General features: G+C 44.3%; 12 protein-coding genes. All 12 read right to left on the minus strand.

Annotated features, from left to right (window positions below; all coding sequences use genetic code 11):
• Positions 1-6: 6 nt before the first annotated feature.
• Positions 7-1,362, minus strand: coding sequence for a tRNA (N(6)-L-threonylcarbamoyladenosine(37)-C(2))-methylthiotransferase MtaB (mtaB, locus tag MHH79_RS13085; protein WP_003230017.1), 1,356 nt, complete (start codon positions 1,360-1,362; stop codon positions 7-9).
• Positions 1,362-2,132, minus strand: coding sequence for a 16S rRNA (uracil(1498)-N(3))-methyltransferase (locus MHH79_RS13090; protein ID WP_340034605.1), 771 nt, complete (start codon positions 2,130-2,132; stop codon positions 1,362-1,364). The genes mtaB and MHH79_RS13090 overlap by 1 nt, the downstream gene beginning before the upstream one ends.
• Positions 2,133-2,154: 22 nt before the next feature.
• A complete protein-coding gene (gene prmA, locus MHH79_RS13095) occupies positions 2,155-3,090 on the minus strand; it encodes a 50S ribosomal protein L11 methyltransferase (RefSeq protein ID WP_004398884.1) in 936 nt (311 codons plus the stop codon).
• A 24-nt stretch (positions 3,091-3,114) separates the two neighbouring features.
• Positions 3,115-4,242 (minus strand): molecular chaperone DnaJ, encoded by a 1,128-nt coding sequence (gene dnaJ, locus MHH79_RS13100; RefSeq protein WP_003230010.1) that lies wholly within the window; start codon positions 4,240-4,242, stop codon positions 3,115-3,117.
• Positions 4,243-4,441: 199 nt separating this feature from the next.
• Positions 4,442-6,277, minus strand: a complete 1,836-nt coding sequence (gene dnaK, locus MHH79_RS13105) for a molecular chaperone DnaK (RefSeq protein ID WP_340034606.1) — start codon at positions 6,275-6,277, stop codon at positions 4,442-4,444.
• 23 nt (positions 6,278-6,300) lie between these two features.
• Positions 6,301-6,864 (minus strand): nucleotide exchange factor GrpE, encoded by a 564-nt coding sequence (gene grpE, locus MHH79_RS13110; RefSeq protein WP_003230005.1) that lies wholly within the window; start codon positions 6,862-6,864, stop codon positions 6,301-6,303.
• 71 nt (positions 6,865-6,935) lie between these two features.
• A complete protein-coding gene (hrcA, locus tag MHH79_RS13115; RefSeq protein ID WP_340035157.1) occupies positions 6,936-7,967 on the minus strand; it encodes a heat-inducible transcriptional repressor HrcA in 1,032 nt (343 codons plus the stop codon).
• A gap of 80 nt (positions 7,968-8,047) precedes the next feature.
• Complete coding sequence (gene hemW, locus MHH79_RS13120; RefSeq protein ID WP_063335450.1) at positions 8,048-9,187, minus strand: radical SAM family heme chaperone HemW; 1,140 nt, start codon at positions 9,185-9,187, stop codon at positions 8,048-8,050.
• Positions 9,188-9,239: 52 nt separating this feature from the next.
• A complete protein-coding gene (lepA, locus tag MHH79_RS13125) occupies positions 9,240-11,078 on the minus strand; it encodes a translation elongation factor 4 (protein WP_003229999.1) in 1,839 nt (612 codons plus the stop codon).
• 133 nt (positions 11,079-11,211) lie between these two features.
• Positions 11,212-11,550, minus strand: coding sequence for a YqxA family protein (locus MHH79_RS13130; protein WP_063335451.1), 339 nt, complete (start codon positions 11,548-11,550; stop codon positions 11,212-11,214).
• A gap of 16 nt (positions 11,551-11,566) precedes the next feature.
• Entirely contained in the window at positions 11,567-12,772 is a 1,206-nt protein-coding gene (gene spoIIP, locus MHH79_RS13135) for a spore autolysin SpoIIP (protein WP_063335452.1), read from the minus strand.
• A 62-nt stretch (positions 12,773-12,834) separates the two neighbouring features.
• The gene (gene gpr, locus MHH79_RS13140) at positions 12,835-13,941 is read right to left on the minus strand and encodes a GPR endopeptidase (RefSeq protein ID WP_014480309.1); all 1,107 of its coding nucleotides are present in this window, start codon (positions 13,939-13,941) and stop codon (positions 12,835-12,837) included.
• Between the last annotated feature and the right edge of the window lie 168 nt (positions 13,942-14,109).

A 14,109-nucleotide genomic window follows, 5' to 3' on the forward strand; every position in this document is an offset into this window, starting at 1 on the left:
TTTAGGTTAAGAAGACAAACGCATGTGTTCAGTTATTTCATCCTCAACCACACGGACAAACTGTCCTTCGTTGTAAGGATAACCTGCTTTTAGGATTTTGACTTTTACGATTTTGCCGATCATATCTTCCGTACCTTTGAAAACAACCTTCATATAATTGTCTGTGTAACCGACAAACATATTTTCTTCTTCTGTTTCCTTAAACGCTTCCTCAGGGATAATCTCAAGCACTTCATTTTCATACTGAGAAGCGTATTCTTTTGCAAGCTGGTCAGAAAGAGCAATCAGGCGGTGCACACGTTCGTTTTTCACGTTTTCATCCACTTGGTCTTCCATTCGCGCAGCTGGTGTTCCTGTACGCTTACTGTAAGGGAAAACATGCAGTTCAGAGAATTTATGTTCTTTAATAAAGTTATAGGTTTCCATAAATTCTTCTTCTGTTTCTCCAGGGAACCCGACGATGACATCAGAAGTAACAGCTAAGCCTGGCAGTGCTTTTTTCAATTTATTTAAACGGTCTGCAAAGAATTCCATTGTATATTTGCGTCTCATCCGTTTAAGCACTGTGTTTGATCCGGATTGGATAGGAATATGCAAATGATTCACTATCTTATCTGAGCGGTCTAAGACCTCGATCACTTCGTCAGTGATTTGGCTGGCTTCGATTGAAGAAATTCTGATCCGTTTCACGCCTTCCACACGGGTGTCTAATTCGCTCAAAAGCTTCGCGAAGTTGTAATCTTTCATATCTTCGCCGTAGCCGCCTGTATGAATACCCGTAAGAACAATTTCCTTATATCCGGCATCGACAAGCTGCTGCGCTTGTTTAATGACTTCTTCAGGGTCGCGGGAGCGGAGCAGGCCTCTCGCCCACGGAATGATACAGAATGTGCAGAAATTATTGCAGCCCTCCTGTATTTTCAATGACGCTCTTGTCCGGTCCGTGAAAGCAGGCACATCAAGCTCTTCATATACTCTTGCTTTCATGATGTTGCTGACGCCATTAATCGGCTGGCGTTCTTCTCGGTATTGGTCAATGTAGCCAAGCATTTTTTCACGGTCCTGTGTTCCGACTACAATGTCGACACCGGGGATCGCCATAATCTCAGCAGGTGAGGTTTGCGCGTAGCAGCCTGTGACACAGATGACACCGTCAGGATTTTGACGAATGGCGCGTCTGATCACTTGGCGGCTTTTTTTATCTCCCGTATTTGTAACCGTACATGTATTAATGACATATACATCAGCTGTTTGTTCAAAGTCTCTTCTTTCATAGCCCGCTTCTTTGAAAAGCTGCCAGATTGCTTCTGTTTCATAATGATTGACTTTACAGCCAAGCGTATGGAAAGCAACAGTTGCCATTACTGATCACCTCTTAATAACTCTGTTTGATAAGAAATCGCGCTCAACGCGTATAGCGGAGCGGTTTCTGTCCTTAAAATTCTCGGTCCAAGGCCGCACGTTACACCGTCTTGCTCTGTGAGCCGTTCAACCTCCGCTTCTGTTAAACCGCCTTCGGGACCAAATACGATCAATAGAGATGATCCTTTCGGAAGGCTGCTTACAACCGCGCTGAATGCGCTTATTTCCCCTTGCTTCGATGACTCCTCGTATGCAACGACACATTTATCGAAATCCTGCATCCTTTGAAGAAGCTGCTGAAAAGAATGGACATCCAGCACTCGCGGCACTTCGTTACGGTACGATTGCTCAGCCGCTTCCTTTGCAATTTTCGTCCATCTTTCCCGCTTTTTCTTTGCCTTTTTGTCATCCAGCTTGACAACAGAACGCGCGGCTTGGAAAGGAATAAAGGCATGAGCTCCGAGCTCAGTCCCCTTTTGGATAATCCATTCAAGCTTATCTCCTTTCGGAAGGCCGCTCGCAATATAGACCTTTATCGGAAGCTCTCTGTTTTCATTCGTCCATTCTATCACAAGGCAGGACACTTTATCTTTGGAAACAGATTGAAGTTCACATTTTGCCTCGAAGCCGTCTTGAGAGCAGCAGATAATCTGATCTCCCTCATTCATTCTCATCACGTTTACAATATGATGAACATCTTCGCCGGTAATCGAAAAAGCCGGCGCTTCCTCTATTTGCTGCTTCGTGAGCTCGATAAAATATCGTTGCATACGCTGTGACACCTACTAACTGTTATTTTTTCGCAATAATGCTGACCCAATCTTCCATTGAAAGGATTTCTACAATGGTAAAGCCAGCTTGTTCCAGTGCTTCTTTTACTTCTTGTTTTTTATGACCGATGATTCCTGACGTAATAAAGTGGCCGCCTTCTTTTAACAGGCTGTACGCTTGTGAAGTAAAGCGAAGAATGACTTCAGCCAAAATGTTGGCCACAATCACATCATGTTCCCCTTCAATCCCGTCTAACAAATTGTTTTGCTTCACTTGAGCAATATCGCTGACTTTGTTCAGCTTGAGATTAAGGCGTGCACTTTCTACAGCCACGGGATCAAGATCGTAGGCATGAACCGATTCAGCCTCAAGCATTGCAGCCGCAATACTTAAAATTCCCGAACCAGTGCCGACATCAATCACCTTATCACCCTTTTGCACAAAGCGTTCAAGCGCCTGAATGCAGAGTACGGTTGTCGGATGTGTCCCTGTGCCGAAAGCCATTCCCGGGTCCATTTCAATAATCAGTTCATCAGTATGGACCGGCGTATATTCCTCCCACGTCGGCACAATTGTAAACTTTTCAGAAATTTTCACAGGATGATAATACTTTTTCCAGGCAGTCGCCCACTCTTCTTCATTTACTTCAGAAATAGTGATGTGGTTTCTGCCCAAATCAATATTGTAAAGAAGGAGATTGTTAATCGTTTCTTTAATGCCGTCTACAGTTTCGCCCAGAAAACTGTTAACCGGCAGATATGCTTTGACAATGACACCCTCATCTGGGTAATCATTGGGGTCGAGCTGGTAGATTTCCCCGTACACATTCTCACGTTCTTTAATTAAATCAAGCGGGTCCTCTATCACAACCCCACTTGCACCAGCTTCATGCAATATATTTGAGATAGGTTCGACCGCTTCATGTGTTGTGTGAATGCTTAATTCGGACCATTTCAAAACTACCAACTCCTCATCCAATAATTAATCGCCTTTAAACGCGCGTTTTACCTTGTCAAAGAAACTCATTTCCTGTTCGTCAGGCAGGTTTCCGCTGACTTCGGCAAATTCGCGGATAATGTCTTTTTGTTTATCAGTCAGATTTGTCGGCGTAACGACGCGGACGACGATATGCTGGTCACCCTGTCCATAGCCTCTGACATTTTGAACGCCTTTGCCTCTTAATCTGAATTTCGTTCCTGTTTGTGTACCGGCCGGAATTTTCAATTTCACTTTTCCATGCAGCGTCGGCACTTCCACCTCATCTCCAAGAGCAGCCTGAGCAAACGTTAACGGCATTTCACAGTAAATATCATCGCCGTCACGCTCGAAGAACTCGTGTGCGCGTACATGGAACACGACAAATAAATCCCCGGCAGGGCCGCCGTTTATTCCTGGTTCACCCTGTCCCGAGAGACGAAGCTGCTGCCCGTCATCTACACCGGCTGGAATTGTCACGTTGATTTTCTTGCGTTTTTTGATTTTTCCTTTGCCGCCGCAGTCCGCACATTTGTTTTTAATGATTTTGCCTGTACCTTCACAGTGGTGGCAGACCCGTCTGTTAACGACTTTTCCAAACGGTGTATTTTGCTCCACGTTTAACTGGCCGGAGCCTCCGCAGTGGGAGCATGTTTCTGGATTTGTTCCAGGTTTCGCGCCTGAGCCTTTACATGTTTCGCACGTTTCCTCGCGGGGAATTTCGATGGTTGTTTCTTTACCGAAAGCCGCATCCTCAAACGACAGGGTCATCGTATACTGTAAATCAGCACCCTGGCGCGGAGCATTTGGATCTCTTCGTCTTGTGCCTCCGCCGAAAATACTTGAGAAAATATCATCGAAACCAAAACCGCCGAAATCGCCGCCGCCAAAACCTCCGCCGCCGAAGCCTTGGTTAGGATCAGTGTGACCAAATTGATCGTAATGCGCTCGTTTTTGGTCATCTGACAGCGTTTCGTACGCTTCTTTTACCTCTTTAAATTTTTCATCTGATCCGGCTTCTTTGTTAATATCAGGATGATATTTTTTTGACAGCTTCCGATAAGCTTTTTTAATTTCATCCTTTGAAGCGCTCTTACTTACTCCCAGCACTTCATAGTAATCACGCTTACTCATCTCGCTTCACTCTCCCGAATTTCTCACATAAATTAGATTGTATCATTTTGAATTATGATTTTTCAATTCCTTTTATCCCGGGCAAGAAAAAAAGTCAAAGCCAAGAGATGCCTGACTTTGACTTTCTAATCATTGAATCAGATTATGAAATGTGTTCTTTTCGGTCAGCTCCTGAAGCGGGACTGACCCTAAAAAGAACTTATTTTTTGTTTTGGTCGTCGTTTACTTCTTCGTATTCAGCGTCGACAACGTTGTCATCCGCTTTGCCTTCAGCGTTTGCTCCGCCTTGAGCTTGCTGTGCTTTAGCAGCTTCTTCATAAAGCTTCATAGAAAGCTCTTGAACGATTGTTTGAAGCTCATCTTTTTTCGCTTTGATCTCTTCAAATTCGTTTTTCTCAATCGCTGCTTTTAAAGCGTCTTTGGCATCGTTGGCTTTTTTCACTTGTTCTTCATCCACTGTGCCTTCAAGATCTTTTAATGTTTTCTCAGTTTGGAAAACAAGCTGATCTGCTTCGTTGCGGACTTCGATTTCTTCTTTTTTCTTCGCATCAGCGTCAGCATTTTCTTCCGCTTCTTTTACCATGCGTTCGATCTCTTCATCTGAGAGACCTGAAGAAGATTTGATTGTAATGTTTTGTTCTTTTCCTGTACCTAAGTCTTTTGCTCTTACGTTTACGATACCGTTTTTGTCAATATCGAAAGAAACTTCGATTTGAGGCACGCCGCGCGGTGCTGGCGGGATATCAGTAAGCTGGAAGCGGCCGAGTGTTTTGTTGTCGGCAGACATTGGGCGCTCACCTTGAAGAACATGGATATCAACAGCTGTTTGGTTATCAGCAGCAGTTGAGAACACTTGAGATTTGCTTGTCGGGATCGTCGTGTTGCGGTCGATCAGTTTTGTAAACACGCCGCCCATTGTTTCGATACCGAGAGAAAGCGGTGTAACGTCAAGAAGAACAACGTCTTTTACGTCACCTGTGATAACGCCGCCCTGAATCGCAGCACCAAGCGCTACAACTTCATCCGGGTTTACGCCTTTATGCGCTTCTTTTCCAGTTTCTTTTTTGATTGCTTCTTGTACGGCAGGGATACGAGTTGATCCGCCGACAAGGATGACTTTGTCGATTTCGCTTGCAGAAAGTCCTGCATCTTGAAGCGCTTGACGGACAGGACCCATTGTGCGCTCTACTAAATGAGAAGAAAGCTCTTCGAATTTAGCGCGAGTTAATGTAAGTTCAAGGTGAAGCGGTCCTGCTTCTCCAGCTGTGATAAACGGTAAAGAAATTTGCGTAGAAGATACGCCGGAAAGATCTTTTTTCGCTTTTTCAGCTGCGTCTTTCAAACGCTGAAGCGCCATTTTGTCTTTTGACAAATCAATGCCGTTTTCTTTTTTGAATTCAGACACAAGATGATCGATGATAACTTGGTCAAAATCGTCCCCGCCCAGACGGTTGTCGCCGGCAGTTGAACGAACTTCGAATACACCGTCGCCAAGCTCAAGGATGGAAACGTCGAATGTACCGCCGCCAAGGTCATATACTAGGATCGTTTGATCTTCATCTGTTTTATCAAGTCCGTATGCAAGCGCTGCTGCAGTCGGCTCGTTGATGATACGTTCTACTTCAAGACCTGCAATTTTACCAGCGTCTTTTGTTGCTTGACGCTCAGCATCGTTAAAGTATGCAGGAACTGTGATAACTGCTTTTGATACTGTTTCGCCAAGGTAGCTTTCAGCGTATGATTTAAGGTGCTGAAGGATGATAGCAGACACTTCTTGAGGAGTGTAATCTTTTCCTTCAATTTCCACTTTATAGTCAGTACCCATATGACGTTTGACTGACATAATTGTGTTAGGGTTTGTGATAGATTGGCGTTTAGCCACTTCCCCTACTTGACGTTCGCCATTTTTAAACGCAACCACTGATGGCGTTGTGCGGTTTCCTTCAGCGTTAGCAATCACTTTAGGCTCGCCGCCTTCAAGCACTGCCACACATGAGTTTGTTGTTCCTAAGTCGATTCCGATAACTTTACTCACTTGAATAACCTCCTGCTATGTAATTATTGATTCACTTTGACCATGGAAGGGCGAATGACGCGATCCTTCAGCTTATAGCCTTTTTGCATTTCCTCAACAACAATGTTGGAGCCGTAGTTTTCGTCTTCAGCCTGCATAACAGCTTGGTGCAGATTAGGATCAAATTCCTGCCCTACAGCTTCGATGGCTTCGACGCCTTCTTTTTTCAAGGCTTCTACGAGCTGACGGTGGACCATTTCCATTCCCTGGAGCAAACTTTTCGTCTGTTCATTGTCGGCTTCAACCTGAAGCGCTCGTTCAAAGCTGTCAAGAGCCGGCAGCAAATCAGTCACGATATTTTGAGAACGGTATTTTTGGGACGCTTCCATCTCTAAACGGCTGCGTCGTTTATAGTTTTCAAAGTCTGCTTGAACACGCAAAAGTTTGTTTTCTTTTTCCTCAAGCAAACCTTGCAATTCGTTAATTTGGTTTTGAAGAAGTTCGCTTTCATTTGTTTCTTCCTGCTGTTCATCAGCGGCAGCTTGTTCTTCAATGATTTCTTGCTCTTCTGTTTCGTTTTGTTCAACGGTTTGTTTTTCTTCTGACATTGTGTTCACCTCCCTCAAAGTGTAAGGAGAAGGACAGGTGCTGCCCTTCGATAAAATTTGCCAAAATTCCCTTATTCATCATACAGACTTGTTAATGCTTTTGACAAGTCCGAAGTCACATGCTGAAGCAGGCTGACAACCCTGGAATAATTCATGCGGGTCGGGCCGATAATCGCAATTGAGCCGATCTGCTTCTGGTCTACGGAATAAGAAGCCGTAATCAGACTGCAATTTTCCATCTCTTCATAGTCGTTTTCTTTTCCGATTTTAATCGAAATTCCCGTGTGCGGGGTTTGAACCAGCTTTAAAACATCCTGTTCTTTCTCAATTAATGAAAGGAGCGACCGAACTCGGGTGATATCATGGAACTCAGGCTGGTTCAGCATATTGATTTTCCCGCCAAAAAACAACTTTTCAACGTGATTTGTGGAATGAAAGGTTGAACGAAGCGCGTCGAGTATATTGTCATAGTTTTTAATGTGCTGTCTTAGGTACATGACAACTTCCTTAAATATGCGCTCATTCAGTTCATCCATTGGAACGCCGCTTAAACGGTCGTTCAGTATATTGACCAGTTTTTCAATATCAGACAGATCCATTTTGGTCGGAAAGTTAATCGTTTTGTTTTCCACATGCCCCGTATTGGTAACGAGAATCGCTACCGCCATATCAGGCTGAATCGGAATGATTTGAATCTGTTTAAGGTAATTCTCACTCAGCTTCGGCCCGAGTACGATGGATGTGTAATTCGTCAGATCGGACAAAATTTGCGCTGATTTTTGAACTGTCTTCTCCAGCTCGAAAATTTTCTCTTTGAAGATCGAGTGGATTTGGTCCAGGTCGCTTTTCGTCAGTTTGACGGGTGACAGCAAATGGTCAACATAGTACCGATACCCTTTTTCTGACGGAACACGTCCTGAGGATGAATGGGTTTTTTCAATAAAGCCCAATTCCTCCAAGTCAGCCATCTCGTTTCTTATTGTTGCAGAGCTAAATGTGATTTCATCTTTTTTCGAAAGAGTTCTTGATCCCACCGGCTGTGCCGATTTAATAAAATCGTTGATTATAACCTGAAGGATCAGCAGCTGACGATTTGTTAACATCATCATCACCTCTGTTAGCACTCTCAATAAGCGAGTGCTAATTCTATAACAAAAGTATCAAACCACAAGAAAAATGTCAATTATAACTCACCCAAAAAAGCGCCAAAAACTTCATTGCCTAATAATTTCCCTTGATGAGTCAAATAAACGGCAGACTCCGAATGGTGAATCAGCCCTTTTTCAGCGAGGTCTTTTAATACGCTTGGGAAAAGTCCTTCCAGGGAACAGCCGTATTTTTCTGCGAATCGTTTTTTGCTGACACCGGCTGTTTTTCTCAAACCTAAAAACATTTCTTCCTCAATCTGTTCTTCTGTTGTCACTTCATGTGTATCTCTGTACGGAAAACCCTTTTCAGCTATCAGGTCAATGTAATGCTTAACAGGTCCGACGTTCACTGTTCGTGTGCTGCCGATATATCCGTGAGCGCCGGCTCCGAAACCGAAATATTGTTCGTTGCTCCAATACGTTAGATTGTGCTTAGATTCCATGCCTGCCTTAGCAAAGTTGCTGATTTCATATTGATGAATGCCGTGAGCTTCCATCTGGCTCATCACCATTTCATACATTTCAGCTTCCTGCTCCTGCGGCGGAAGATGAAGCCGCCCTTTTTGCATCAAATTATAAAATACCGTTTTCGGTTCTACAATAAGGGAGTAAACGGAATAATGCTCGGCGTCCAGTGATAAAGCAGTGTTGATGGAATGTTCCAGATGCTTGAGGGTTTGCCCCGGAAGCCCGAACATGAGATCAAGACTGATATTCTCAAAACCGATTTCCCGCGCTCTTTCAAAAGAAGTGAATACATCTTTTTGCTTGTGCACTCGGCCGATTTTTTCTAACAGATCGTCTTCAAACGTTTGTACACCAAAGCTGAGGCGATTTACGCCTGCTTCTTTTAATATTTTTAATTTCTCTGCGGACAAGTCGTCCGGATTCGCTTCAACCGCAAATTCCGATAAGTCGCTTGAGGGCTTCAGCACACGGTTGATCATGTCCATCAGCTTTTTAAGCTGTTCCTCAGACAGGGAGGTCGGCGTGCCTCCTCCAATAAAGATTGTTTTGAGATCAGGCTGCCCAGTTTTTGCTATTGTATTTATCATTTCCTGTTCGAGTGCGTTTAAATACTCGTCGACTGGCTGACTTTGAATAAAATATTTATTGAAATCGCAGTAGTGGCAAATATGCTCACAAAATGGGATATGGATATAAGCTGATTTCAACGGATTCACCTTCTTTACAGAAAGAAGCCGCAGTACAAGACTGCGGCGGCTTCTATTGTTTTTTCGGACTGTCGTCCATTTTCAGAACTGCCATAAATGCTTCTTGCGGCACTTCAACTGAGCCGACCTGCTTCATCCGGCGTTTTCCTTCTTTTTGTTTTTCAAGAAGTTTCCGTTTACGCGAGATGTCCCCTCCGTAACATTTAGCCAATACGTTTTTACGCATTGCTTTTATGGTGGAGCGGGCCACGATTTTCTGGCCGATTGCGGCTTGTACCGGAACTTCAAACTGCTGGCGCGGAATGAGTTCTTTCAGTTTTTCAACGATCACTTTTCCGCGTTCATATGCGTAATCACGATGCACGATAAAGGAAAGGGCATCGATTTTTTCACCATTCAGCATAATGTCCATTTTCACAAGCTTGGACGGTTTGTAGCCGATCAGTTCATAATCAAAGGACGCATAGCCTTTAGTGCTTGATTTCAGCTGGTCAAAAAACTCATATACGATTTCCGCTAATGGCATATCATAAATGATGCTGACACGGTTTGCGTCTAAATACTGCATATCAATGAAATTGCCTCGTTTTCCTTGGCAAAGCTCCATTACAGCGCCGACATAGTCATTCGGCACCATCATCGTAGCTTTTACGTATGGCTCCTCAACCCGTTCGATCTTTTGAGGATCCGGCATGTTGGACGGGTTGTCGACAACGACCTTTTCGCCGTCTGTCATATACACGTCATAGATAACGCTTGGCGCTGTCGTAATCAGGTCGATGTTGAACTCACGCTCAATTCGCTCCTGAATGATCTCCATGTGAAGCATGCCTAAAAATCCGCAGCGGAACCCGAATCCAAGCGCTTGCGAAGTTTCCGCTTCATATTGAAGGGAGGAATCATTCAGCTCAAGCTTTTCAAGAGCTTCCCTTAAATCATTATACTTCGCTGTATCAATTGGATACAAACCACAGTACACCATCGGGTTTAGCTTGCGGTATCCCGGTAGCGCTTCTTCTGCAGGATTGGCAGCGCTCGTTATTGTATCACCGACACGTGTGTCACCGACATTTTTGATTGAGGCAGTCAGGAAGCCTACATCACCGACCGTCAGTTCATTTGTCGGAGTTGCTTTCGGCGTGAACACGCCCACCTCTGTTACTTCGAATTCTTTGCCGGTTGCCATCATTTTGATTTTTTGTCCCGGCTTTACCGTTCCTTCAACGACTCTGATATAAGCCACGACACCGCGGTAGGCGTCATAAAGCGAGTCGAAGATCAGCGCTTTGAGCGGCGCCTCCGGATCTCCGGTCGGAGCTGGCACCTTTTCTACGATTTGTTCTAAAATCTCCTCAATCCCGATACCGGCTTTAGCTGAAGCAAGCACGGCTTCTGATGCGTCAAGGCCGATAACGTCTTCTACCTCTTGGCGCACACGTTCAGGCTCGGCGCTCGGAAGGTCGATTTTATTGATGACCGGAAGGATTTCAAGATCGTTGTCAAGCGCTAAGTAGACATTGGCGAGCGTCTGCGCTTCAATCCCCTGGGCTGCATCCACGACAAGAATCGCACCCTCGCAGGCAGCAAGGCTTCGGGATACTTCATATGTGAAGTCGACGTGTCCCGGCGTATCGATTAGATGAAAGATATATTCTTCTCCGTCTTTTGCTTTATATTTAAGCTGAACAGAGTTTAATTTAATGGTTATGCCCCGCTCACGTTCAAGATCCATAGAATCGAGCAATTGTTCTTTCATTTCTCGTTGAGTGATTGCCGACGTTTTTTCTAAAATACGATCCGCTAAGGTCGATTTTCCGTGGTCAATATGGGCAATGATAGAGAAATTCCGTATTCTCGATTGCCTCTCTAAACGCTTTTCTTTATCTGTCACAATCTATCACTCCTACTATTAAACGCAAAATACACTAGCTTAGATTATATCAATAGGATTGTAAAGATTCAATGTAAAACAAGAAAGAGAAAAGTTCCCTATCATATCTGGGCTGCTTTTCTCTTTCACGTACTTATTGATTCATATCCCGTATCCATTCATACATTGACTGGGCAGTATTGGTTACGGTGTTCGAAAGCGCTTGTCCGGCTTTTGAAAACATATTGAACGTCTCCACCTTTTCCAGCTCTTTTTGTTTTTCTTCTAAATCTTTTGCCGTGACTGTTTCTCCTAGGATTGAGGCTTCTTTTTCATTATCATCTCCGTCGGTGAGCGTAAACGCCCCCTTGAGTGATGGGTCATGATAGCCTTTCATACTCAGCATCCCGTTGTTTGCCTGCTGCATGCCGAACAGCACGCCTAAAAACATGATCGTGACAAGCAGTAAGCATTTTCCAAAGTATGCAATCAAATCAACCACCTATTTCTTATTGTTTTTTCGTCTCCCCGCTCGCTGCGTTGACCTTTTCAGCATCCCAGTACATTTCGCTGAATACGTCCGCGGCCGCGTTAGCCGCACGCTGCAGCTCTTCGAGATTATTATCTACTCCGCCAAACTCGAGCAAAAGCGCTCTATCGGTTAAATCCTGATTGTAAACACCATTATCGCCTGGCGAGCCTTTGGAAAAGACACCTGTGCTAAGTCCGGGATATTTTTTCTCCATCAGTTTATGAAGCTCACTCGCAATTTTATAGTTTTCTTCGAAGTTTTTGCTTTTTTTCCCGACGACAAAGGCTACCCTGGCATAGTTTTTTCCTTTAATCGTTGCGGTTGTGTCTTTTTTGCGCCGTGAGTCTCTGTGGATGTCAATGATATATTGCAGATTTTTGTTTGAAGCGAGGGCGTCTTTCACGACCGGCCTTGATTCATCGTAGGACCTGGCATAGTTTAAGCCTTTTTTATTCAATTTTGACTGTATATCGGTTTTATTCACTGTGGCTCCGATTCCCTGGGATTCAAGCGCTTGTCCGAACATATCTCCTACAAGCGTGACGTTGGCTTTAGAATGGCGCGCCATGTCAGGATCGGTCTCGCCTTTTAATAGAGGGAGATATGATTCCGTATTGTGCGTGTGATAGATAAACACGACCTTTTTATCACCTGTTGTTTGTTTGGGCGGATCTTTTTGCGCATTATCTGATTGCGTTTGCTGTTTTTCAATCTCTGCCAAATTCGCTTCTCTTTCTTCCTCCATCACCTTAGACGGCGGCGGCGATTCCGCAGGCATATTCGTATAATCCGTCCCTTGTCCAGCTAACAAAATCTCGGTATCAAATTGTGCAAACCCCGGCAGCTCCCGACCGAGAAAGCTCCGCGGATCTTCGAGGTTAATGCTCGTCGCCAGCTTTAAAGAAAGACGAGAAAGATGAAATGAGCTGTCTGTTTGAGAGAGGTCAGAAGCGAAATAATGGTTTTCCATCCGCAACAAGTGTGCAAACACGTCACCCGGCAATTCTTCAGCAATCCCATAAAAAGAGTCAGACGACGGCCTAAGTTCCGGCCGGAGAGACGTCAGCACACCGGATAGAACAAAAATCACGATAAGGCTTACGATAAATAGAAAGATGGCTTTTACCGCTTTCCCGCCATTTACCGCAACAACAATTTGTCTGTTTCTGCGTTTATTTCTCATTGAATCCCTCCAGCGCTTGTCTAGTAATTACTCTATGAACAAGCTAGAGGAAGTAGAACTGTTTAGTGATTGTAGGAGCCTTTGTTTTCTTGTGACACTTTTTCATGAAGCGCTGTGTTTAATCCATTCGCTAAAACATTTGCCATATCGTCGATAAATGAATCGACTTCCTTCGGCGTAACCATTAAGTTGTGCCCTAAAGGCGAAAGCACCTCGTGAATGAGCTGCCGTTTTTCATCTTCTTGAAGGGTTCCGACAATACCTAGGAACGATTGGCGCTGCTTTTGATCGGGAAGATCTTCTTCAGTGAGCACTTTCTTCTTCCCAAACGTCATGCCTGCCGGAACAAGCGATCTTGACGGCCTGTTATCCTTCATTTCTCTGCCAAAATGTTTTAATATGTAGTCCACCGTGTCGCTGGCAATTGTCACGGCATCAACTACTGTCGGAACACCGATAGCAATCACCGGAACACCAAGCGTGTCTTTGCTTAAATCTTTTCGTTTATTCCCCACTCCAGATCCCGGATGAATGCCTGTATCCGATATTTGAATGGTTGTGTTTACCCTTTCCACTGCCCGCGCCGCCAACGCATCAATGGCGATGACAAAATCAGGCTTCGATTGCTCAATCACACCTTTAATAATGTCACTTGTTTCGATTCCTGTTATCCCCATTACACCCGGTGCAAATGCACTGACAGGCCTGTACCCCTCCTGTACGTTTTCCGGCTGAAGCTTAAACAAGTGCCTTGTTACCAACAAATTTTCTACTGCCATCGGTCCAAGCGCGTCAGGTGTCACGTTCCAGTTCCCGAGCCCAACGATCAAACAGCTCGCATCTTTTGAGATATTAAGGTTTTCAAGAAAAGCTGAGAATTCCTCCGCAAAGACAGCAGAGACCTTCTCCTGCATTTCTGAATCATTCTCCCTGATTCCCTGTGCTTCAAGCGTTAAATAGCGCCCTTCTTTTTTTCCCGAAAGCTCCGCGCCTTCCTTTGTAACATCAACTGTGCGGATTTTAATGCCGCCGTGATCACGCTCTTTTTCAATAAAGCCTTTAATTTCTTTTGTCGGCACAGCCTGCTGATTGGCCATTGCTTCCTTCGTTTCCACTGCCAAATCGGTACGTATCAAATACTGATTCACATCCAGCTCACTCTTTTTCATACAGTGGCCTCCTTCACATTAAGTACCTATATTGTTGCCATTTGCTGAATGAATCATGCTAAAAAGAGAGCCTTCAATGAAAAATACTTTACATTTATATTGCAATCTAAAGATGTGTTTGATAGAATACAATTTGTTCTATTGTGAAGAAGATTTAACCTTAAGACA

The sequence above is a fragment of the Bacillus sp. FSL K6-0993 genome (assembly GCF_037977205.1).
GTDB classification, from domain to species: Bacteria; Bacillota; Bacilli; order Bacillales; family Bacillaceae; genus Bacillus; species Bacillus subtilis.